We start from the raw sequence: 21353 nt of genomic DNA on the forward strand, positions 1-21353 counted from the left end.
CACTCCTCATGTGTCGGCGGGTCCCGCAGGACTCCGCGGGGTCGGCACAGAAATGTCGTGGTGGCGCCACCGCGAAAGTTAGTTATAACAGCTAAGCACCGGATGGGCCGCACCGCCGAACGGGTGGACATCTCGCGTCGTGTCACCGACTGCAGCGAGGACGGTCGGTGGCCACACCGTGGACAGCGACCGTCACCGCGGACAGCGACCCGTTACCGGACGGGACGACGGTGCCCTCCCCCGAGGACGGACTCAGGACTCGTCGAGAGTCTGCTGCAGCGCTTCGTTGGCTTTGCGCGCCATGTCTTTGACCGCCTCGCGGCGCTCGGCGTCGGCCTCGTAGTCGGCCCGGCGGTCGCGCACGACCCGCGCGGGCGCGCCGACGGCGATACCGAAGTCCTGGATGTCGCCGCGGACCACGGCGTGCGCACCGAGCACGCAGCCGCGCCCGACGCGGGTTCCTTTGAGGACCGACACCTTGGTGCCGATCCAGGTGTCGGGCCCGATCCGCACCGGCGCCTTGACGATGCCCTGGTCCTTGATCGGCAGGTTGATGTCGGTGGTCACGTGGTCGAAGTCGGTGACGTACACCCAGTCGGCGATGATCGAGGAGCCGCCGATCTCGATGTCCAGGTAGCCGTTGAGCACGTTCTGTCTGCCGAATACGGTCTTGTCCCCGATGCGCAGCGATCCCTCGTGGCAGCGGATCGCGTTGCCGTCGCCGATGTGCACCCACCTGCCGATCTCCATGCGCCCGTAACCGGGGCGCGCGTGGATCTCGACGTTCTTGCCGAGGAACACCATGCCGCGCAGCACGATGTGGGGATTCGCGATGCGGAACTTCAACAGTCGCCAGTACCGGACGAGGTACCAGGGCGTGTACGCACGGTTGCGCAGCACCCAGCGCAGCGACTCCTTCGTCAGGAACCGGGCCTGACCGGGATCGTTGCGGACCCGTCGCCAGGCCTGGACGCGGTGCAGCACGGGCGAACCCCACATCGACGTCATGCCCCGGAGAGTAGCTGTGCCACGCGGCGTCTCCCGCCGGGAGGTGGCCGGGAGCGTGACCGGCTCGGCTCGGCATGCGACGGCTCCGGCCCGAGCAGCGACGCCGCGCACTCCCCCATCACGGAGTCCCGCCACGGGACGCCGGAGGACTCGTCCGCCCGCTGTCCGTGGCACGTGCTGACCGGGTTACCGGGGTGGCGCAACGGGATGGCCGCAGCGGGGTGGGCGCAGCGGGGTGGCGAGAGGCCTTGGGGCGCGAGGAACCCGGCCGGGCAAACCTACGATCCCGACTTCTTCTGAGCGGCGACCGCGGCCCCGATGAGCACACCCGCGCCTGCCAGTAGCACGAAAGCGCCGACGATCATCGCGACTTCCACCGACATCAGCAGGTCGAGTGCCGCGGCCAGTCCACCCAGCAGCGCCGCGACACAGCCGAGGCAGGCGGCAAGGGGACCGAACGCCTTGGGGTTCATACCGGGACCGTACCGAGCCTCCGGCCGGCGGACATGCCCCGGCCGGTTCCGGCAGGGCCTCCGCCCGCACAGCCTCCGCCCTGGCGGTGAGTCGGAGGGTGTGACCTCGGTCGGCACAGAACCCGCTGCGCAGCGTACGACTCGAGTTCCCCTGCCCGCTTCGACTCGAGCATCCGCGGCATCCGCCGCGTCAGGTCCACCGCATGCCGGCTCCGCGGCCCGGCCGCCGCCACGGCCGTATCGACACTCCCCGCGGCCGTAACCTGGCGGTGAAGAACCGAACGGCGAGGAGTGGACGTGGCACGGAAGCTGATCATCGACACCGACCCCGGCGTGGACGACGCGTTCGCCCTCGCCCTGGCCGCCCTCAGCAGCGAGGTCGACCTGTTGGGCGTGACCACGGTCCACGGCAACGTCCCGCTGTCGGCGACGACGATCAACGCCCGTCGCATCCTGGCGCTGTGCAAGCGGGCCGACGTGCCCGTCGCGGCGGGCGCTGCCCGGCCGCTGGTCCACCGTCGCAGGAAGGAGGCGGGTGAGGTCCACGGCGCCGACGGACTGTCCGGCCGGTCGGCGGCACTGCCCGAGCCGTCCCGGCCGCTCGACGAGCGCGACGCCGTCACACTCCTGGCCGACCTGTTGGAGGCCGCCGACGAGCCGGTGACGATCGCCCCGATCGGCCCGCTCACCAACATCGCCGCGCTGCTGGCCGCACATCCGGCCGCTGCGGCCAAGATCGAGCGGATCGTGATCATGGGCGGCGCTCTCGGCCACGGCAACACCACGGCCGCCGCCGAGTTCAACATTTGGAGCGACCCCGAGGCCGCCCAGCGCGTGCTGGCCGGCGATGACGCCCCGTGCGTGCTCGTTCCGATGGACCTGACCTACCGCTGTGCCGTCGACGCGGCGTGGCTCGACGAACTGGACTCGTCCGGACCGATCGGCGCAGCCTTGCACGCCCTCACCCCGGACTACCGCGAGCACTACCGCGGGGCGCTCGGCTGGGACGGCATGGTGATCCACGACGCGGTCGCCGTCGCCGAGGCGATCCGGCCGGGCACGCTGCGGACCGACCGCGTTCCGGTGCAGGTCGAGTGCTCGTTCGGCCCTGGCCGCGGCGCCACGCACGCCGACCGCCGCCTGCCGGCGCTGCGCGCCTCCACCGACGCTCCCGACGCGGCGTCGGACGTCGACGTCGCGGTGGACACCGATCTGGACGCACTTCGCGCACTGCTGCTCGACGGATTGCGCTGACCTCGACCGTGCCTCGCACCGCGGCGCTCCGTATCCTCTGAGCCATGACTTCGGGGGAGACCGAGACAGCGTCGTCCACGGCACCGGCGTCCGGATCGCCGGCCTCGCTCGGCCGGCGTCGCTTCGCCACGCTGCTGGCGCTCGCGACCGCGGTAGTACTGGCGGCCGGTGTCATCACGGCGGTCCAGTTGTCGCCCGACCCCTCGGCGGACACCGGTGCCGCGGCAGCGGCGGCCGACGGTGCCGCCGCCGGCGGGCAGCCGGCCGAGTCCGGCGGGATGTCTCCGTCCCGGCGGACCCCGCAGCCCGAACCCGCACCGGAGGATGCGACCTCCCGCCCCGCCCAGCGCGTACCGCAGGAACAGGGGGCCCGGTTCGAGGCGTGGGTCGACGAGGTCGCGGGCTGGCTCGACATCCCGCGGCGTGCCATGCACGCCTACGCGACGGCGACCGTTCGCTTGGAGCAGGAGCAACCGGGATGCAACCTCTCGTGGGTCACGCTCGCCGGGATCGGGCGCACCACGAGCGACCACGGCCGTGAGGGCGACCGTCAGCTCACGCGCGACGGCAGGCCCACCTCCCCCATCGGCACCATCGAGCTGCGCAACTTCGCGGGCGACGTGATCTCGCAAGCGGGCGCCGAGGGGCCGCTGCAGCTCTCCCCCGCCGCGTGGCAGCGGTGGGCGGCGACCGCATCGGGCGACGCTCCGAACATCCAGGACATCGACGACGCGGCGCTCACCGCGGGACGGGCGCTGTGCGACGGCGGACGCGACCTCGATCAGGGCCAGCAGTGGCTCGCGGGCGTGTCCGCGCTGCACGACGAACCGCTGTTCCTGCACCGCGTGCTGGCCACGGCCAACGTCTACGGCACGGTGGGTATGTCCGACGAGCCGCCCAACAAGAAGGTCCTGCAGGCCGTCACGTTCGCCATCGAGAAGATCGGCCTGCCGTACGTGTGGGGCGGCAACGGCACCGAACAGGGCGATGCCGGATTCGACTGTTCCGGGCTGACGACCGCCGCGTACGGCAAGGCGGGAGTGTCACTGGAACGCACGGCGCACTGGCAGTACTCGTCGCTGCCGATCATCGGCCCGGACGAGGAGCCCAGACTGGGCGATCTGGTGTTCTTCGGCGACCCGAACACGAAGATCCACCACGTCGGCATGTACATCGGCAACCAGCAGATGATCGACGCGCCGACCTTCGGGCAGGCCGTGCAGGTGCACAACTACCGCAAACCGGGTGACTCCTACGCGGGCGCCGGACGGCCGGTGGCCTGACCCCCGCGAGCCCGGTACGAACCAGCGGGCTCGTCCGGCATCGTGGGCACGCCCGAGAGGTCCGGTAAAGACGCCGTGGCGCGACCGGCATCTCCACGATCGCGAATCCGGCGAAGGCTACTACCGCAAATGCCTTCGACTACGACGCCGTGATCAGGCTCCTGCTGGATCCGGCGGGCCCACAGGAGTCGGGCGCATGCGCACTCTGCAGCATCGATCCGTTGACTCAGGCGGACCACTCGTCCGCGATCACTTTCGCCGAACCGCACGCCGTGCTCATCGTCGACGGCGTGTTCGCATTCCGGCCTGAGTTCAGGCGAGTACCGGGACGCCCGGATCCGGCTGGACGTCGACCCGGAGCTGTCCGGCCGAAGACGAACCGAACGCGACCAGGATTGGGCCGGCTCCGACGCCGAAGCCCCGCACCGCCGACCGCTACCCGGTCGCCGAACAGCTCTACATCGCCGAGGTCGATCCGGACGGAGCAGTACCGAACGGGGCAGCACCGGTCGATCCCACGGCGAGCACATCGCCAAGAGTGGACCACCGCGTCACTCGAGAGGGAACGCGGCGGCGTTGCCATACCCACACCGCGCCGATTGCGTGACCATGGAGACCATGACTGATTCCTTCCGCACGCCCGCCGGCATCACGCTCGGGCTCGAGCACTTCGGCGATGCCGCCGCGCCCCTCGTGCTGCTCGTGGGAGGCCCGACGATGCTGTCGTGGCCGGATGCGCTGTGCGAGGCGCTGGCCCGCCGGGGACGGCACGTCGTGCGCTACGACCTGCGTGACACGGGCGCGTCGACGACCGTCGACCCGGAATCGCCTGCCTACACGCTGCGCGACCTGGCCAACGACGCGGCGGCGCTCGCCCGCGGGCTCGACGACCTGCCCGCGCATCTGGCAGGCATCGGCATCGGCGGCATGGTCGCCCAGGTCGCGGCGCTCGACCATCCCGACGCGTTCTCGGCGCTCACCCTCGCGGGCACCCGGCCCGTCGCGCCGGGCCCGGTCGACGCCGACCTGCCCGACCACGACACCCACACCATGGAGCGCATGTTCGCGCTCCCCATGCCCGACTGGTCCGATCGCGACGCCGTGGTGGAGTTCGCCGCCGCGAAGGCCGAGATCCTCGGCGACGACCCCGCCGCGGCACGCGCCACCGCCGCGCGCATCTTCGATCGCACACCGTCGGCCGATCCCGCCGCCGGCGGGGCCAACCAGCTGGGCATGGTGTTCGCCGCACTGGACTGCACCCCGCGCTGGCGGGAGCGGCTCGCCGAGCTGGCGGTGCCGACACTCGTCGTGCACGGCCGCCGCGACCCGTTCTTCCCGGTCGGCAACGGGGAAGCACTCGCCCGTGAGATCCCCGACGCCCGGCTGCACGTACTCGACCAGGCCGCGACCGACCTTCCCGCCGATCTCGCCGAGGAGGTCGCCGACGCCATGATCGCGCGGTAGACGTGCGGCGCCACGCGTGGGCGGGCTCGGCTCGGCCGGTGCCCCGCGTGCCGGGAGTCTCAACGCCACATCGACGAGGCCGAGCCCCGCCATGAGTTGAGACGCGTGACAGCACGGAACATGCGCACCGGGTGGTGGCCTGTCGTCACCGGCCGTACTCACGGTTGAACAGCCGTCGCGACCACAGGTAGCCACCGAGGGCGCACAACACGCACCAGCCGAGCGCGAACCACGCCTGGTTCCCGATCGGACCGCCGGTGAGCAGCCCACGCAGGGTCTCGATGATCGGCGTGAACGGCTGATATTCGGCGAACCAGCGCAACCCCGCGGGCATTGATTCCGTGGGGACGAACCCACTGCCGAGGAACGGCAGCAGCACCAGCGGCATCAGCACGTTGCTGGCTGTCTCGACACTCGAACACGCCTGTCCGGCGGCGACGGCCAGCCACACCAGGGCGAAGGTCACACCGACGAGCAGTCCGACCGCGGCCAGCCAGGCCGCAGGCCCCGCCGAAGGACGGAAGCCCACGAGCAGCGCCACTCCTATCACGATCACTAGCGCGACAGCCGCTTGGATCACGCTGCCCAGCACGTGCCCGGTGAGCACCGACACGCGGGCGATGTGCATCGTGCGGAACCGCGCGACGATGCCCTCGGTCATGTCGGTCGCGACCGAGATCGCGGTACCCTGCACCGTGGACGTCACGGTCATGACGATGATCGCAGGCACGACATAGGCCACGTACTCGGCGCGGCCCGCGCTGGCGGCCCCTGCGATACCCGACCCCAGAGCCTCACCGAAGACGTAGACGAACAGCAGCAGGAACACGACCGGCATGCCGACGAGCGTCAGCGTCATCGACGGATACCGCAGCATGTGCCGGAGGTTCCGCCGCAACATGGTCGCCGAGTCCCGTAGTGGATAGAACCGTCCGAAGTGCACATCGGATTGTCCGATGACCGGGCTCGTCATGACACACCTGCTTTCTCCTGGGCCGAATTTCCGGTGAGGGCGAGGAATACGTCGTCGAGGTCCGGCGTGTGAATCGACAGCCTCGTTACGTCGATGTCGTGACGATCGAGACGAGCCAATAGATCTTTCAGCGCTCCGATGCCGCCGTCGCCGGGAACCTGCAAGGTGAGTGCCTCGTCGTCACGGGCCGACGGGCCCAGGACACGTGCGGCCGCGTCGAGTCCGTCCCCATCACGCAGTTGCAACCGGATGTGTCCGCCGGGCATCCGGCGCTTCAGCTCGGCGGGCGTACCATCGGCGACCAGACGGCCGTGGTCGAGAACGCCGACCCGATCGGCCAGCTCATCAGCCTCTTCCAGGTACTGCGTCGTCAGGAACACGGTCACGCCGTCGGCCACCAGTGCGCGGACGATCCGCCACACGTCGCGGCGGCTGCGTGGATCGAGGCCGGTGGTCGGCTCGTCGAGGAAGAGCACCCGTGGCTCGCCCATCAACGTCATGGCTAGGTCGAGCTTTCGCCGCATGCCGCCGGAATACGTGGCGGCCGGTTTGTCGGCGGCCTCGGTGAGTTCGAACCGGTCCAGCAGTTCGACTGTTCGCGCGCGCCCGGTGACACGGCCGAGGTGGTGCAGGTCGGCCATCAACCGCAGGTTCTCGGCGCCGGTGAGCAAGCCGTCCACGGCGGAGAACTGGCCGGTCACGCCGATGGCCGCCCGGACGGCATCCGGCTCGGCGGCGATGTCATGGCCCGCGACCCGGACGCTGCCTGCGTCGGCGCCGAGCAGCGTCGTGAGAATCCGGACGGCCGTGGTCTTACCCGCACCGTTCGCACCGAGCAGTGCGAACACCGTTCCGGGTGCGACGGTCAGGTCGAGACCGTCGAGGACAACGTGGTCGGCGAACGATCGTCGGAGACCGTTCATCGCGATCGCCGGTGGGCTGTGCGTGGTGGTCATGTTCATCCTTTCGCAGACAGGTGGCATCGACATGAGAAAAGGGGAACCAACTCAGCACCGCCCGGACGAAGACCGGGGCGGGTGTCGCTCGCGAACCGTGCCGATGACCGGCGGCGAGCGGTGACGGTGACAAGTGGGTTCGGCGAAGCGCGATCGAACGGGACGTACCGGCGAATCACCGAACGGTGAAAGGGTGCGGATCCGGGTCAGGCGCGGTGGATGGTGACGTTTCCGGTAGAGGTGCGGCCCCGCACCGCCACGGTGTCGTCGGCCTCCTCCGGCCGCGCGACGTCGTCCAGCAGATTGCGCAGTTGCCCGAACGAGGTTTCCAGGTCGAGCCATGCGGCCGTGCCCGTGGCGATGCCGAGGTCGAGGTCGCCCATCGAGGTTCCCAACTCCGCGACCCCACGTGCGATCGCGCCGATCCGAATGGGGCCGTGATGGGTCCGCACATCAACGTTCGCACCAGCCTGGTCCACGACGATGGCGCCGTTGGCGGACCGTACTCGAACGTCACCGGCCACCGCATCGATCTCGGTGTCGCCGTTGGAGTTTCGGACGGTCACGCCGCCGTCGACCCTGCCGACGTTGACCTTGCCGGAACCGGTGCGGATGTCTCCGTCGCCGCCGATTCCGTCGACGGTGACGTGGCCCGTACCGGTCTCGAGCCGCGCCGGACCGCTGCGTTCGACCCGGATGTCGCCCATCCCGGTCTTGACCTGCAGCTGTCCCAGTACGCCCTCGCAGCGGAGGCTACCCAGCTGAACCTTGGCATGCACACGGGATCCGGCGGGCAGCTTGACCGTGATGTCGGCCGATCGGGTTCTCCGGGAGAAATCGAACGGCCGGTTCTTATGCCCGGTGATCCGTACCTCATCACCGGAACGATCGGCGCGGAGGTTCCGTGCAGCATCCACATCGGACTCATCCGATGGATTACTCGCGGCGGCCTCGACGATCGTGTCCGCCCGGTCGCTCGCAACGATGCGGACGTCGCGAGCGACGCCGAGTTCGAGCATCACGGAGACGGGGCCGGGAGTGTCGAAGACAAACATGCTCACCCTTTCTGACGCGCCCGGGTCTTCGGCCGTGCAGCCGGCAAGACCGGGCGAACTCGTATGGACGCAGCGCGCCCGAATGGCGTGCGCACGGTCAACGCACCCAGCCGGTGAAGCGCTGTCGGGACGGCGCACCCGACGTGCCGGAATCGGGGCGGCCGCCGTCGCCCCCCAGCGCGGCCGACGCGGCGCGCACCAGCCAGGCATTGACCGACCGGCCCTCCTCGGCAGCGGCCTCTTCCACGGCGGCCTTCAGCTGTTCGGGCAGGCGAACGTTGATCCGGGTGGTCGGACCGTCCTCGGCGATCGGAACCGCCGCGTCCGGCCGGTCACCCTGTGACGCCGTACCGCCGGCGTCGGATGCGGGCTCCCCGGCCGCCGGCGTCACGACGAACTCGGGATCGCGACCGCGCAACCGCAATTCCACGGCACCTGGAGCGAGGTCCCGCGTGATCTCGTCGGCGGCCCCGGACAACGCGTCCAGCAGCGTCATCCGTATCGCCGACTCGAGCGACCCCGCCAACCGTTCGACCAGCGCGCGAGCGTCCTCGCCACCGGCCTCGGCGAGTGCGGCGAACTCGCGGCCGAGATTGTTCACGTATACGTTGAGCTCCATGGCGCCAATATGGCATCACAATGATGCCAAAAGCAAGACGATGCGACTCAGAGCGTGAGCGCGAAGCTACTGGCGAACTCTGAACACAAGAGAATGACCAGGCCACGGACCGACCAGCGGTGAGCCATCACGGCGTCATCGTGGCATCATCACGACTCGACAGCTCGTGATCGCGCCGGATGCCGATCACATCGGGAACAGGTCGCCGATGGCCGGCGCCGGCATCACTCCGGGCAGCACCTCACACTCACGACGGCCGTCACGGGCGCACCCCGTGCCTCACCCGCGCAGCCTCCCGGGTGAGGTGGTCCCGCTCGGGAACGCTCGTGGCGAGGCGGGCGGCCTCGGCGTACAGGTCCGCCGCACGGGCATGTTCGCCCGCGCGTTCATGCAGGTAGGCCGACGCGGCGGTGTAGCGGGGCAATCCCGGATCCACCTCGCCCAGCGCCGCCAGGCCGGCACGCGGCCCGTCGGCCTCCCCGATCGCGACCGCACGGTTCAGCTGCACGACGGGACTTCCGGTGAGCCGCAGCAGTTCGTCGTACCACTCGACGATCTGCGGCCAATCCGTCTCCGCCGCCGCCGGGGCGTCGGCGTGCAGCGCCGCGATCGCCGCCTGAGCCTGGTACTCGCCGAGCCGGCCGCGCGCCAGCGCGCGCTGCAGAATCTGCACGCCCTCCGCGATCAGCCCGGTGTCCCACCGGCGGCGATCCTGCTCGGCGAGCGGCACGAGCCGCCCGTCGGCGTCGGTGCGGGCGCCGCGGCGCGCATGGTGCAGCAGCATGAGCGCCAGCAGGCCCGCCACCTCGGGATCGCCGGTCAGCGACGCGAGCTGGCGGGCGAGCCGGATGGCCTCCGCGGCCAGGTCGACGTCACCGCTGTAACCCTCGTTGAAGACGAGGTAGAGCACCCGCAACACCGTGCCGAGGTCGCCGGACCGGTCGAGCGGTTCCCCCGCGATGCGCCGCTTCGCCCTGCTGATCCGCTGCGCCATCGTCGCCTCGGGCACGAAATACGCTGCCGCGATCTGCCGTGTGGTGAGCCCGCCGACGGCACGCAGTGTGAGCGCTACCGCCGATGCGGGGGCCAGCGCGGGATGTGCGCACAGGAAGTACAGCCGCAACGTGTCGTCCGCAGCGGGACCCGGGCCCGGCGGGGGCTCGGCCGCCACCGCGGCCTCGCGCCCCCGCCGCGAGGCCTCCGCACGCGCGGCGTCGACGAACCGGTGCCACGACGCCGCAATGAGCCAGCCCTTCGGGTCGCGCATGGGGTCACCCCTGCTCGGCGAGCTTGGGGAAGACTCCTCGGGCCACGTCTCCAGCGCTCGGACCACGGCTTCCTGCACCGCGTCCTCGGCCGAGGCGAAATCCGCTCCGCGCCGGACCAGCACTCCGATCACCGCGGGCACCAGTTCCCGCAGCAGCGACGGGTTCACCCGGCGGTCTCGGCCTTGCCCGACATGAACGGCCGCAGTTCGAGCCATTCGTGGATCGGTTCGCCGCCCGGCCCGGGTGCGGCCGACAGTTCCCCCGCCAGTTCGAGCGCCCGCTCGTAGGACTCGACGTCGATGGCCATCCAGCCCGCGACGAGATCCTTGGTCTCGGCGAACGGCCCGTCCGTCACGGGCGGGCGGCCTTCGCCGTCGTAGCGCACGAAGGTGCCCTCGGGGGCCAGCGCCTGGGCGTCGACGAGCTCGCCCGTGGCTTCGAGCTTCGAGGCGAAGTCGCTCATGTAGCGCATGTGTGCGTCGACCTCGTCGGGGCTCCAGCGATCGATCGGGCCGGTGTCGACGACGGGTTCCGGTCCACCCCGGTAGTGCTTCAGCAGCAGGTACTTCATCGTCTCTCTCCTTCGTCGTGGCGGCGCCTCGTGGCCGCTCGTGCCCCTGGGACGGAGCCGGTGCGCCGTTCTCGACACGATCCCGAGGATTTTTCTCCGACTTTTTCTCCGGCGCACGTCTTCGCCCCGAGACGGGCCGTCGGTCGGCCACCGTCCTCCGCGGTGCGACGTCTCGGCCTCCCGTGCCGCCCGCAACCCAGGGACTCAGCGACCCAGCGGCTCAGCCACTCAGCGGCTCAGCGGCTCAGCGGCTCAGCGGCTCAGCGGCTCAGCGGCTCAGCGGCTCAGCGGCTCAGCGGCTCAGCGGCTCAGCACCGTCTCGCTCCGGATGCGGGAGAGCTTCTCCGGGTTGCGTACCCCGTAGAGACCGGTGACCAGGCCGTCGTCGATGCGGACCGCCACAACCGTGTCGACCTCGTCGCCGCGCCACAGCACGAGTGCCGGGTGGCCGTTGACGCTCGCCGGAGCGAGCGTGCCGATCTCGGGGACGCGCCACGCACCGGCCGCGAGCAGCCTGCCCACCTTGGCGGCGCCCACGACGGGATTCGGCACGGCCTGCGCCTGCCCGCCGCCGTCACCGATGAGCACCACGTCGGGCGCCAGGATGTCGAGCAGGCTCTGCAGGTCGCCCGTGTCGACCGCACGGCGGAACGCCTCGAGCGCCCGCCGCGCCTCGTCCGGGGATGCCGGACCCCGAGGCCTGCGCGCGCTCACGTGCCCGCGCGCCCGGTGGGCGATCTGCCGCACCGCCGCCGCGCTCTTGCCTACCGCATCGGCGATCTCCTCGTAGTCGACGGCGAACACGTCCCGCAGCACGAACACGGCGCGCTCGGTCGGCGAAAGGGTCTCCAGCACCAGCAACATCGCCATCGACACGCTCTCGGCCAGCTCCACGTCCTCGGCCACATCGGCCACGGTGGTCAGCGGTTCGGGCAGCCACGCACCGACGTAGGACTCCTTCCGCCTGCCGAGGGTGCGCATCCGCGTGAGCGCCTGCCTCGTGGTGATCCGCACCAGATACGCCCGCCGGTCCCGCACCTGCGCCAGGTCGACGCCCGTCCACTTCAGCCACGTCTCCTGCAGGACGTCCTCGGCGTCGGCGGCCGAGCCGAGCATCTCGTAGGCGACGGTGAACAGCAGGTTCCGGTACGCCACGAACACCTCGGTGGCCGTGTCGGAGTCCGGTGCGGGCGAATGCGAGATGCCGGCCATGGGGCTCCCTTCGGTGACAACACCCCTACGACGCCGTGGGTACCCGCGTTGTGACAGTCCGCCCACAGCGGCACGCGGCGCCCCCGGCGTCCGGGCGGAACCTCGTCGCGGCAGCACCGGTCCGGCGCCGATACGGCGTGCGGGCACGACGGTCGCGGCGGTTCCCCGTCACCCGACACAACTGTCACACGGGGGTCGCTGTCACAGTCCGCCCTTGGCCGGCGTCGTGTGGTCATCCATCCGACACACGAGGAGGACACAGCCATGGAAACCCGATTCGACATGTTCGGCAACGAACTGGCACTGAAGTTCGCCAAGCGGTTCGCCAATGCGGGTGCCGTCATCACCGACTCGCCGTTGCCCGCATCCGTCCAGGAACTCGTCTCGCTGCGCGCCAGCCAGATCAACGGCTGCGGCTGGTGCGTCGACATGCACACCAAGGAGGCCGCCGCCCACGGGGAGAGCGCCGAGCGACTCAACCTCGTCGCGGTTTGGCGGGAGAGCACGGTGTTCACCGCGGCGGAGCGGGCGGCGCTGGCCTTCGCCGAGGAGGGAACCCGGCTGGCCGACGCCCACCAGGGAGTGTCGGACGAGACGTGGGCCGCGGTGCGCGAGCACTACGACGACGACCAGACCGCGGCGCTCGTGGCGCTCCTCGGCCTGATCAACGCGGCCAACCGCATGGCCGTGATCGTCCACCAGAAGGGCGGTTCGTACCGGCCCGGCATGTTCGAGGCCGCCCTCGCGGGACAGTCGTGACGTGACGGCCGTGCGGGGCGCTCGCGAGCGTCCCGCACGGCCGCGGAGTCGTGACGCTCGCCTCCGGGCACGGCGTAGCGGTCAGACGACGCCTGCCCGGATCTCGTCGTAGATCCGGCGAGGATCGGCTGCCAGCGAAGCCTTGACGTGTGCGCTCCAGTCGTCGGCGAGCACCTCGACCGAGCCCGCCTCGACGCCGTCCAGGCCCGCGCCGGCGACGACGGCCGGGTCACCCTTGGGGCCGTCGTAGGCGGCGCTGAAGTCGGTGTCGACGGCGCCCAGGTGCAGACCGGTCACCAGCGTGCCCTGGTCGGCGAGCTCGGTGCGCACCCCGTTCGTCAATGCCCACTGGGCGGCTTTGGCCGCGTGGTAACCGTTCGTGCCCGGGTAGGGATGCCAGGACTGCGCGGACAACACATTGAGGATCGCGCCCCCTCCGCGCGCCGCGAGCGCCGGGGCGAAGGCACGCACGACGGCCAGGGTGCCCCAGAAGTTCGTCTCCATCTCCGCACGAATGGCTGCCGGGTCGGAGGTGACCAGGCTCGTGAAGTTGCTGAGCCCGGCGTTGTTCACCACGAGCGTCACGTCGGTCGCCGCGTCGGCCGCGGCCCGGACCGCCTCGTCGTCGGTGATGTCGAGTTGCAGCGCAACGACGCCGGGCAGGTCGATCGTCTCGGGCCGCCGGGCCGTCGCGTACACGCGTGCCGCGCCGCGTTCGAGGAGCTGCACGGCGAAATGGCGGCCGAGCCCGCGGTTCGCCCCGGTGACGAGCGCGACGGCACCCTCGATGCGCAGGCCGGGAACCGGGGCGGCGGGTCCGGCGGTTTCGGTGTTCGATGTCATGTCACGTACGCTAAAACCTCACGTAGACGTGAGGTGCAAGTCTCGTGCCGGGATGTCGAGAGAAGGGAAGCCGTGCGCATCGGAGAGATCGCCCGGCGATCGGGAGTCAGCGTCCGCGCGCTGCGGTACTACGAAGAACAGGGGCTGCTCGTCCCCGGCCGCAGCCCCGGAGGGCAGCGCGAGTACACCGAGGACGCCGTCCAACGGGTTCGGGCCATACAACAGCTCTATGCCGCAGGCCTGCCCAGCCGCCGCGTTGCCGAACTGCTCCCCTGCATGGACACCGACACCACCACCGACCATCAACGAGCGATGCTCAGGGCCGAACGCGACCGCATCCGCGCACAGATCGACGAGCTCACCGCCACGCTCGCCCGCCTCGACGAACTCGTCGACGCTGCCGACCGCCGCGGATAGTGAACGCAGGCAGGGCGGGCTCGGCCAGCGTGCCGGTCAGCCCGCCTCGACGCGGCCGTGGGTGAGGGTGGCCAGTGCGTCGGCGAGCTTCCGGTGCTGGCGCGTCACCAGCGGGCCGTACTGGATCGCCTTGGACTTGATGCCGATCTCCACCCGCGTGCCCGCCGGCTCGGGCGTCACCAGCACGGGGTAGAAGAATCCCCAGGTGGCCAATGACATCCGCGAGTCGAGCAGCGCAAGGCCCCGCCCGGGGTCCGTGTCGACGACGGCGAACCCGGCCGGGCAGCGCTGGGTGATCCAGGCGTAGACGTGTTCCGGTGCCGCCTCGACCCGCACGACCTGCCGCCGCTTCGTCATCGGCACGGTCGCGACCGATCCTTTCCGCGTCAGCGCGATCACCAGCGGTACGGAGACCACGACGGCCACGATCAGCATGGCCAGCAGGAACACCTCGATATCCATGCGCCGGATTCTGCCCCACCGGACCGAGCGACGGACGCGGAACGCGGGTTTTCGTGTCGACGACCGGCTCGGCTCAGGCCGGGACGCGTTCGGCCCTGCAGAGCAGCGCGGTGGGCCGGCGCCCGATCCGGGTCAGCACGACGCTCGCCTCGCCGGCGCCGGACGGCTTGAGCCTGCGGCGCAGCGTGTTCGGATCCACGTCCAACCCGCGCACGAGGATCTCCACCCGGCCCACGTCGTGGCGGCGCAGCATCGCCGCCAGCTCCTTCTCGCTGTAGCGGCCGAACTCCAGCACCCGGAACGCCCGCACCCCGGGTGGCGGCTCGTCGCCGGTCAGGTAGGCGATGCGCTCGTCCAACTGCCACAGGCCGTGCCGCGCACCGTAGTGCCGCACCAGGCCGGCCCGGACGACGGCACCGTCGGGGTCGACGATCCACTCCCCCGGCTCGCCCACACCGATGTCATCGGGCTCGTCGTCGGTGATCGTCCACCGCATCACGCCGGTACCGGCCTCGTCGCTCCGGAGCACCGTCGCACGCCTGCGCGTGGTGGCGAGGCCCTCGCTCCACAGGCACGATTCCCGCACCTGGCCGTCGAGCGAGACGAGTTCGACCTCACGCGCCCACGGCACGACCGAAGGGTCGAGGCCCGGCGCGCATTTCACGACGAGGTCGCGCCCCGCATAAACGGACGCGACCTCGTCCAGCGGGGGCACGAAGTCGCCGGGCTTCCACGCGCGGCGTCCCGACGAGTCCCGCCGCGCCGGGTCGGCCACCACCACGGCCCCGCGCGTGACCGGCGCCAGCGCGTCCGCACGCACCAGCGCGGGCGCCACCCCGGCGGCGGTGACGTTGTGCCGTGCCATCGCCAGCCGCGCCGGGTCGAGGTCCGAGCCCACGCAACGCGCCGCCGTCCCGGCCAGCGCCACCAGGTCGGCCCCGATGGAACACGTCACGTCGTGCACGTCCCGGCCCGCGAGCCGTTCGGCCCGATGCCGTGCCACCGGGGAGGCACTCGCCTGCTGCAGCGCATCGGCCGTCAGCAGCCACGAGCCCGATCCGTCCAGTTTGGATACCGCTTTCCGGCGCAGCAGCACGGTTTCCAGGACCGCGGCGTAGCGGTCGCCCACGACGCGGCGCGCGGTGGTGACGTCGGAGAGCCAACTCGCATCGGTCAGCGCCAGCCCGTCACAGGCCGCGATCGCCTTCTCACCCTCGGCCGAGGCCAGGAAGGCGACGTCGTCGGGTGAGAAGGCGTACGGCAACGGTTCCGGCGCTCCTGGTTCCGGTGATGGTTGTCCCGGTGATGCTGGTTCCGGTGATCCCGCATTGCGGGCCGATCACGACTCGACGGACTCGGGCGGCTTGGTACCCGTGATCATCACGTTGTAGAACAGCTCGCGCGGCAACACCTTGGACAGCAGTTTCTTGTCCACTGCGGACAGTCGCAGCCACAGCTTGTAGGCGAACAGCCGCCACTTCAGGGTCAGTTTCTCGTCCGGCACCGCGGCCTCGAACGTCCGGATCGGCCAGCCCGCAAGTGCGGCGCTGAACTCGTCGGTGACCGCTCGAACGTCGGCAGCACCCGCCGACCGCGCCGTGCGCTCCAATTCGGACGGATCGAACGTGTGCAGATCGACCACGGCCTCCAGTGCCGCTGCCCGCGAGGACTCGTCCAACTCCGCCTGCGGCCGCCGCCACCCGCTCAAGGCAGGCAGTTTGGTCAGGTTCGTCGTCACCCACCACGTGAGCTGGCCGAGCTTGCGGGCGTAGAGGTCGCCGATCTTCGTCGGCTCACCCGCGAACACGAACCGGCCCCCCGGCTTGAGCACGCGCAGCACCTCACGCAGCGACGCCTCGACGTCCGGGATGTGGTGCAGCACGGCGTGCCCAACCACGAGGTCGAAACTGTTGTCCTCGTACGGGATCCGCTCAGCGTCCGCGACCCGGCCGTCGACGTCGAGCCCGAGCGCCTCGGCGTTACGCAGCGCGACCTCGACCATGCCCGGCGACAGGTCCGTCACCGAGCCCTTCTTGATCACGCCGCCCTGCATCAGGTTCAGCAGGAAGAAGCCCGTGCCGCTGCCCAGTTCCATGGCGGTGGGGTACGGCCTGTCCTCCTCGCCCGCCACGGCGGTGAACACGTCGGTCGCGTACTCGATGCAGCGCTCGTCGTACGAGATCGACCACTTCTCGTCGTACGTGCCCGCCTCCCAGTCGTGGTAGAGCACGTTGGCGAGCTTCGGGTCGGCGTAGGCCGCCTGCACCTCGTCGGCGCTCGCGTGCGGGTTCGGCGCCGGGTCGAGACGTTCCGTCGCGTCGGACACGGTCACTTCCCCTTGAACTGGGCCTTGCCGGGGCCGTTCTCGATGAACGACTCCATGCCCGCAGCCTGGTCCTCGGTGGCCCACAGCGCCGTGAACAGCTGCGTCTCGAGCTTCAGCGCGTTGCGCAGATCCATGTCCTGGCCACCGTCGATCGCGGCCTTGGCGGCCTTCAGCGCCACCGCGGGGCCGTCGGCGAACTGCGCGGCCCACTTGTGCGCCGCGGCGTACACCTCGTCCGGGGCGACGACCTCGTCGACCAGGCCGATCGACAGGGCCTCCTCGGCCTTGACGAACCGTCCCGTGTAGACGATGTCCTTGGCCTTGCTCGGGCCCACGAGCCGAGTCAGCCGCTGCGTCCCGCCCGCGCCAGGGATGATGCCGAGCTGGATCTCCGGCTGGCCGACCTTCACGTTGTCCCCGACGACCCGGCGGTCGGCGGTCATGGCCAGCTCGAGGCCACCGCCGAGCGCGTAGCCGGTCACCGCCGCGACCGTCGGCTTCGGCAACTCGGCGAGCGACGCCAGCGACGCCTGCAGCTCGGCGCCGAACTCGTTGATCTCGACGTAGGACCTGGCGGCCATCTCCTTGATGTCGGCGCCGCCCGCGAACGTCTTCTCGCCGCCGTAGAGGATCACGGCGCGGACGTCGTCGCGGCCCGCTGCCTCCTTCGCGGCCTCGGCGAGCTCACGCTGCACCTGGTTGTTCAGCGCGTTGACCGGCGGCCGGTCCAGCCTGATGGTGCCGACGCCTGCCTCGACCTCGAGTCGTACGAACTCGCCCACGCCTTCCTCCTTGAACGCTTGCTCGACGTGCCTGCGACCGGAAGCTACCGGCCGGTAATGAGCTTACCTGCGCCGTGCGAAGAAGCGATCGCCCGAGCGCTCCAGCACGAGGTCCTGGCCGAACGTAGCCGACAGATTCTCCGCCGTCAGCACGTCGTCGAGCAGACCCGCCGCGACGGTACGGCCCTCGGCCAGCAACAGCGCGTGGGTGAACCCGGGCGGGATCTCCTCCACGTGGTGAGTGACCAGCGCCATCGCGGGCGCGTCCGGGTCGAGCGCCAGCCCCGAGAGCCGCGCCACGAGGTCCTCGCGCCCGCCGAGATCCAGTCCCGCGGCCGGTTCGTCGAGCAGCAGCAGCTCCGGATCCGTCATCTGCGCGCGGGCGATCAGCGTGCGCTTGCGCTCGCCCTCCGAGAGCGTGCCGTACTCCCGTGTGGCCAGGTGAGCGATACCGAGCGCGGCCAGCAGCTCGTCGGCCCGCTCGGTGTCGAGCTCGTCGTAGCGCTCCCGCCAGCGGCCCATGACCGCGTACCCGGCGCTGACCACGACGTCCCGCACCTTCTCCTCACCGGGGACACGCAAGTTGACCGCAGCCGACGTGAACCCGATCCGCGTGCGGAGTTCGAACACGTTGGTACGGCCGATCCGCTCCCCCAGCACGTGCACGGTGCCCGTCGTCGGGTGCAGCTCCGCCGCCGCCAGCTTGAGCAGCGTGGTCTTGCCCGCACCGTTCGGGCCGAGGATCACCCAGCGTTCGTCGAGTTCCACCGACCAGTCGAAATCGGCGAGCAACTTGTTGCCGCCCCGCCGGACCCCGACGCCCGAGGCGTGGACCACCAGGTCCTCGAGGTTCTCCGGCTCGCCGGTGCGTGAGTCGTCCCGTGGAGTGTCATGCGCCGCGTTCACGGGGACATTCTCACCGACCGGCCGCGGGCGCCCGCGTGTGGGCCCGCGTCACGCCGACACGACCTTGCCGAGCTCGGCCGGACTCGCCAGCAGCCGGTGCCGCGGCAGCACGCGCACCGTGTACCCCAGCGCCCCCGCGTGCGGCAGCCGCAGCCGCGCCTCGAACACGCCGCGCTCGACCGGCTCCATCGCCACGTGTACGACGTCGGCCAGGTCGTCGGTGTCGCCGACCCGGCCGACCACGGCCTGCACCTCGACGTCGGCGTCGTCCAGTCCCGCCAGGTCGACGCGGGCGCGCACCCGCACGTCCGCGCCCACCACGAGCGTCTCGGACCCGTCGGCCAGCAGCTCCGTGTCGGCCACGCGCACCCGCGGCCAGGCCACCTCGAGGCGCGTGCGGTAGTCGTGGAACGCGCGCGAGCCGGCGTACCCGTCGGCCGTGGCCTCCGCGACCGTCTCCGCCGCAGGCAGGTAGTACGACTCGACGTACTCGCGCACCATGCGCGAGGCCTGCACGCTCGGGCCCAGCGTGCGCAGCGTGTGCCACACGCGCGAGAGCCAGCCCTTCGGCACCCCACGCTCGTCCCGGTCGTAGAACAGCGGCGCGATCTGCTGGCCGAGCAGGTCGTACAGTGCCGCGGCCTCCAGGTCGTCCCGCTGCAGCGGGTCGGTGACACCGTCGGCCGTCGGGATCGCCCAACCGTTGCTGCCGTCGTAGAACTCGTCCCACCAGCCGTCACTGGTGGACAGGTTCAGGCAACCGTTGAGCGCCGCCTTCATCCCCGAGGTACCGCACGCCTCGAGTGGGCGGGTCGGGTTGTTCAGCCACACGTCGCACCCGCGGTAGAGGTAGCGGGCCATCTGCATGCCGTAGTCCGGCAGGAACACGATGCGCCTGCGTACCTCGGGATCGCCGTCGATGAACCGCACGATCTGCTGGATGAGCGCCTTGCCGCCCTCATCGGCAGGGTGCGACTTGCCCGCGACGACGATCTGGATCGGCCGGTGCTCGTCGAGCAACAGGGCGCGCAACCGCTCCGGGTCCCGCAGCATCAGCGTCAGCCGCTTGTAGGTGGGCACCCGGCGGGCGAAGCCCACGGTCAGCACGTCCGGGTCGAAGATCCGATCCGTCCAGCCCAGTTCGAGGGCCGAGGCGCCGCGCTGCAACCACGCCTCCCTCGCGCGCCTGCGCACCTCGCCGACCAGGTTGGACCGCAGTTCCCGGCGCAGCGCCCACAACTGTTCGTCGGTCACGTCGGCCGCGATGCGCGTGCCGTTCCCGTCCCCCTCGTGGCCCCACTCCTCGTCGTTGCCGCCGAGCAGCGCGGTCATCTCACGCGCCACCCAGGTCGGGCCGTGCACCCCGTTGGTGACCGAGCGGACAGGCACCTCGTCGACGTCGAAACCCGGCCACAGCCCGGCGAACATCCGCCGCGACACGCGGCCGTGCAGCGCGGACACACCGTTGGCGCGCTGCGCCAGCCGCAGCCCCATGTGCGCCATGTTGAACATGCCCGGGTTGTCCTCCGCACCGAGCGCGAGCACCCGCCGCGGGTCGACGTGCGGCAGCAGTGCGCCGTCGCCGAAGTAGTGCTGCACCAGGTCGACGGGGAACCGGTCGATGCCGGCCGGCACGGGCGTGTGCGTGGTGAACACCGTGCCCGCCCGGACCGCCGACAGCGCTTCGTCGAAGTCGAGGCCGCCTCCGGAGAGGATCTCGTCGGCGCGTTCCAGGCCGAGGAACCCGGCGTGCCCCTCATTGGTGTGGAACACCTCCGGTTGCGGATGCCCCGTGAGTTCGCAGTAGCGCCGCACCGCGCGCATGCCGCCGATGCCGGCGAGGATCTCCTGCCGGATGCGGTGGTCGGCGTCGCCGCCGTAGAGGCGGTCGGTGATCCGCCGCAGGTCGTCGTCGTTGCCGTCGACGTCGGTGTCGAGCAGCAGCAGGACCGCCCTGCCGACACTCGCCTTCCACAACTGGGCGCGCAGCTCACGGCCGCCCGGCATCGCCACGCTCACCAGAGCGGGCCTGCCCGACTCCTCGGTGACCAGTTCGAGGGGCAGCCCGTCGGGGTCGATCACCGGGTAGTGCTCGACCTGCCAACCGTCGAGCGACAGCGCCTGGCGGAAGTACCCGGCGCGGTACAGCGGACCGACACCGATGATCGGCACCCCCAGGTCGGAGGCGGCCTTGAGGTGGTCCCCCGCGAGCACGCCGAGACCACCGGAGTAGTTCGGCAGCGCCTCGTGCACGCCGAACTCCATCGAGAAGTAGGCGACCGCCGCGGGCACGCGCTCGCGGTCGGCGGCCAGCCGCTGATACCAGCGCGGTTCGGTCAAGTACCGGTGCAGTCCGTCGACGGCGTCGCGGGTGCGCTTCAGGAACGCTTCGTCGCGGGCGAGCTCGTCGAGCCGGTCCGCGGGCATCTCGGTGAGCATCCGCAGCGGGTCACGGATCCGCCGGAACAGTGCGTCGTCCATGGACGCGAACAGGTCCCGCGTCGGCGGGTGCCAGGTCCAGCGCAGGTTCGTCGCCAGCGCCGTGAGCCCTGCCAACTGGTCCGGAATGCGCGCGTGCACGGTGAAGCGGCGGACTGCTCTCATGCTGCGATTCAACCTACTGGATCACCGGTACGCAGCCGCGGGGGGCGTGATCACCACCATTCGGCGGGACTCGGTGTCCGGATCGCCGCATGTCGTCCGCAGCCACTCAGTAAGGTGC

21 protein-coding genes are annotated in these 21353 nt (G+C 70.8%); 5 read left to right on the forward strand and 16 right to left on the reverse strand.

Going from position 1 to position 21353, the window contains the following annotated elements; all coding sequences use genetic code 11:
• Positions 1 to 252: 252 nt before the first annotated feature.
• Both LY40_RS05410 and LY40_RS05415 read right to left on the reverse strand, forming a co-directional pair.
• On the reverse strand, positions 253 to 1008 hold the full coding sequence (locus LY40_RS05410) for an acyltransferase (RefSeq protein WP_183787068.1): 756 nt from the start codon (positions 1006 to 1008) through the stop codon (positions 253 to 255).
• A gap of 278 nt (positions 1009 to 1286) precedes the next feature.
• Positions 1287 to 1481 carry a hypothetical protein gene (locus LY40_RS05415; RefSeq protein WP_183787069.1) on the reverse strand — a complete coding sequence of 65 codons (195 nt, stop codon included), beginning with the start codon at positions 1479 to 1481 and terminating at the stop codon, positions 1287 to 1289.
• Between the two features lie 297 nt (positions 1482 to 1778).
• Between LY40_RS05415 and LY40_RS05420 the strand changes: the two genes are divergently transcribed.
• The 3 genes from LY40_RS05420 (at position 1779) to LY40_RS05430 (ending at position 5482) form a co-directional block, all read left to right on the forward strand.
• Entirely contained in the window at positions 1779 to 2735 is a 957-nt protein-coding gene (locus tag LY40_RS05420) for a nucleoside hydrolase (RefSeq protein ID WP_258936114.1), read from the forward strand.
• Positions 2736 to 2779: 44 nt separating this feature from the next.
• Positions 2780 to 4018 carry a C40 family peptidase gene (locus LY40_RS05425; protein WP_258936115.1) on the forward strand — a complete coding sequence of 413 codons (1239 nt, stop codon included), beginning with the start codon at positions 2780 to 2782 and terminating at the stop codon, positions 4016 to 4018.
• Between the two features lie 618 nt (positions 4019 to 4636).
• The gene (locus tag LY40_RS05430; protein WP_228726648.1) at positions 4637 to 5482 is read left to right on the forward strand and encodes an alpha/beta fold hydrolase; all 846 of its coding nucleotides are present in this window, start codon (positions 4637 to 4639) and stop codon (positions 5480 to 5482) included.
• Between the two features lie 145 nt (positions 5483 to 5627).
• Here LY40_RS05430 and LY40_RS05435 read toward each other — a convergent pair whose 3' ends face one another.
• From LY40_RS05435 to LY40_RS05465, 7 genes are all read right to left on the reverse strand, one after another.
• A complete protein-coding gene (locus LY40_RS05435; protein WP_258936116.1) occupies positions 5628 to 6455 on the reverse strand; it encodes an ABC transporter permease in 828 nt (275 codons plus the stop codon).
• Positions 6452 to 7411 (reverse strand): ATP-binding cassette domain-containing protein, encoded by a 960-nt coding sequence (locus LY40_RS05440; RefSeq protein WP_258936117.1) that lies wholly within the window; start codon positions 7409 to 7411, stop codon positions 6452 to 6454. Before LY40_RS05440 ends, LY40_RS05435 begins: the two co-directional genes overlap by 4 nt.
• Before the next feature lie 206 nt (positions 7412 to 7617).
• Entirely contained in the window at positions 7618 to 8466 is an 849-nt protein-coding gene (locus tag LY40_RS05445) for a DUF4097 family beta strand repeat-containing protein (RefSeq protein WP_258936118.1), read from the reverse strand.
• 97 nt (positions 8467 to 8563) lie between these two features.
• Positions 8564 to 9085 carry a YlcI/YnfO family protein gene (locus LY40_RS05450; protein ID WP_183787076.1) on the reverse strand — a complete coding sequence of 174 codons (522 nt, stop codon included), beginning with the start codon at positions 9083 to 9085 and terminating at the stop codon, positions 8564 to 8566.
• Between the two features lie 259 nt (positions 9086 to 9344).
• Positions 9345 to 10520 (reverse strand): RNA polymerase sigma factor, encoded by a 1176-nt coding sequence (locus LY40_RS05455; RefSeq protein ID WP_258936119.1) that lies wholly within the window; start codon positions 10518 to 10520, stop codon positions 9345 to 9347.
• On the reverse strand, positions 10517 to 10924 hold the full coding sequence (locus LY40_RS05460) for a YciI family protein (RefSeq protein WP_183787078.1): 408 nt from the start codon (positions 10922 to 10924) through the stop codon (positions 10517 to 10519). The genes LY40_RS05455 and LY40_RS05460 overlap by 4 nt, the downstream gene beginning before the upstream one ends.
• A gap of 300 nt (positions 10925 to 11224) precedes the next feature.
• Positions 11225 to 12136 carry an RNA polymerase sigma-70 factor gene (locus LY40_RS05465; protein WP_183787079.1) on the reverse strand — a complete coding sequence of 304 codons (912 nt, stop codon included), beginning with the start codon at positions 12134 to 12136 and terminating at the stop codon, positions 11225 to 11227.
• A 264-nt stretch (positions 12137 to 12400) separates the two neighbouring features.
• Here LY40_RS05465 and LY40_RS05470 point away from each other — a divergent pair, with 264 nt between their 5' ends.
• The gene (locus LY40_RS05470) at positions 12401 to 12895 is read left to right on the forward strand and encodes a carboxymuconolactone decarboxylase family protein (RefSeq protein ID WP_258936120.1); all 495 of its coding nucleotides are present in this window, start codon (positions 12401 to 12403) and stop codon (positions 12893 to 12895) included.
• A gap of 81 nt (positions 12896 to 12976) precedes the next feature.
• Here LY40_RS05470 and LY40_RS05475 read toward each other — a convergent pair whose 3' ends face one another.
• Positions 12977 to 13690, reverse strand: coding sequence for an SDR family oxidoreductase (locus tag LY40_RS05475; RefSeq protein WP_183787102.1), 714 nt, complete (start codon positions 13688 to 13690; stop codon positions 12977 to 12979).
• 120 nt (positions 13691 to 13810) lie between these two features.
• Here LY40_RS05475 and LY40_RS05480 point away from each other — a divergent pair, with 120 nt between their 5' ends.
• The gene (locus tag LY40_RS05480; protein ID WP_258936121.1) at positions 13811 to 14155 is read left to right on the forward strand and encodes a MerR family transcriptional regulator; all 345 of its coding nucleotides are present in this window, start codon (positions 13811 to 13813) and stop codon (positions 14153 to 14155) included.
• 36 nt (positions 14156 to 14191) lie between these two features.
• Here the strand turns inward: LY40_RS05480 and LY40_RS05485 are convergent, their stop codons facing one another.
• The 6 genes from LY40_RS05485 to glgP all read right to left on the reverse strand — a co-directional run bounded on the left by LY40_RS05485 (position 14192) and on the right by glgP (position 21235).
• Positions 14192 to 14617 carry a hypothetical protein gene (locus LY40_RS05485; RefSeq protein ID WP_183787082.1) on the reverse strand — a complete coding sequence of 142 codons (426 nt, stop codon included), beginning with the start codon at positions 14615 to 14617 and terminating at the stop codon, positions 14192 to 14194.
• Between the two features lie 73 nt (positions 14618 to 14690).
• Entirely contained in the window at positions 14691 to 15881 is a 1191-nt protein-coding gene (locus LY40_RS05490) for a class I SAM-dependent methyltransferase (RefSeq protein WP_258936122.1), read from the reverse strand.
• Positions 15882 to 15956: 75 nt separating this feature from the next.
• Positions 15957 to 16943 carry a class I SAM-dependent methyltransferase gene (locus LY40_RS05495; RefSeq protein WP_183787084.1) on the reverse strand — a complete coding sequence of 329 codons (987 nt, stop codon included), beginning with the start codon at positions 16941 to 16943 and terminating at the stop codon, positions 15957 to 15959.
• Between the two features lie 2 nt (positions 16944 to 16945).
• A complete protein-coding gene (locus LY40_RS05500) occupies positions 16946 to 17725 on the reverse strand; it encodes an enoyl-CoA hydratase/isomerase family protein (protein ID WP_258936123.1) in 780 nt (259 codons plus the stop codon).
• Between the two features lie 63 nt (positions 17726 to 17788).
• The gene (locus LY40_RS05505; protein WP_258936124.1) at positions 17789 to 18631 is read right to left on the reverse strand and encodes an ABC transporter ATP-binding protein; all 843 of its coding nucleotides are present in this window, start codon (positions 18629 to 18631) and stop codon (positions 17789 to 17791) included.
• Between the two features lie 48 nt (positions 18632 to 18679).
• Positions 18680 to 21235 (reverse strand): alpha-glucan family phosphorylase, encoded by a 2556-nt coding sequence (glgP, locus tag LY40_RS05510; protein WP_258936125.1) that lies wholly within the window; start codon positions 21233 to 21235, stop codon positions 18680 to 18682.
• Positions 21236 to 21353 lie beyond the last annotated feature (118 nt).

This window comes from Prauserella salsuginis (genome assembly GCF_024648885.1).
In the GTDB taxonomy this organism is placed as follows: Bacteria; Actinomycetota; Actinomycetes; order Mycobacteriales; family Pseudonocardiaceae; genus Prauserella; species Prauserella salsuginis.

What these genes read in the sequence shown, in the direction of transcription:
- LY40_RS05425 (WP_258936115.1), top strand. Translation starts at nt 2,780, where the DNA reads ATGACTTCGGGGGAGACCGAGACAGCGTCGTCCACGGCACCGGCGTCC.
- LY40_RS05415 (WP_183787069.1), bottom strand. Translation starts at nt 1,481, where the DNA reads ATGAACCCCAAGGCGTTCGGTCCCCTTGCCGCCTGCCTCGGCTGTGTC.
- LY40_RS05435 (WP_258936116.1), bottom strand. Translation starts at nt 6,455, where the DNA reads ATGACGAGCCCGGTCATCGGACAATCCGATGTGCACTTCGGACGGTTC.
- LY40_RS05460 (WP_183787078.1), bottom strand. Translation starts at nt 10,924, where the DNA reads ATGAAGTACCTGCTGCTGAAGCACTACCGGGGTGGACCGGAACCCGTC.
- LY40_RS05440 (WP_258936117.1), bottom strand. Translation starts at nt 7,411, where the DNA reads ATGACCACCACGCACAGCCCACCGGCGATCGCGATGAACGGTCTCCGA.
- LY40_RS05450 (WP_183787076.1), bottom strand. Translation starts at nt 9,085, where the DNA reads ATGGAGCTCAACGTATACGTGAACAATCTCGGCCGCGAGTTCGCCGCA.
- glgP (WP_258936125.1), bottom strand. Translation starts at nt 21,235, where the DNA reads ATGAGAGCAGTCCGCCGCTTCACCGTGCACGCGCGCATTCCGGACCAG.
- LY40_RS05430 (WP_228726648.1), top strand. Translation starts at nt 4,637, where the DNA reads ATGACTGATTCCTTCCGCACGCCCGCCGGCATCACGCTCGGGCTCGAG.
- LY40_RS05445 (WP_258936118.1), bottom strand. Translation starts at nt 8,466, where the DNA reads ATGTTTGTCTTCGACACTCCCGGCCCCGTCTCCGTGATGCTCGAACTC.
- LY40_RS05485 (WP_183787082.1), bottom strand. Translation starts at nt 14,617, where the DNA reads ATGGATATCGAGGTGTTCCTGCTGGCCATGCTGATCGTGGCCGTCGTG.
- LY40_RS05465 (WP_183787079.1), bottom strand. Translation starts at nt 12,136, where the DNA reads ATGGCCGGCATCTCGCATTCGCCCGCACCGGACTCCGACACGGCCACC.
- LY40_RS05470 (WP_258936120.1), top strand. Translation starts at nt 12,401, where the DNA reads ATGGAAACCCGATTCGACATGTTCGGCAACGAACTGGCACTGAAGTTC.
- LY40_RS05410 (WP_183787068.1), bottom strand. Translation starts at nt 1,008, where the DNA reads ATGACGTCGATGTGGGGTTCGCCCGTGCTGCACCGCGTCCAGGCCTGG.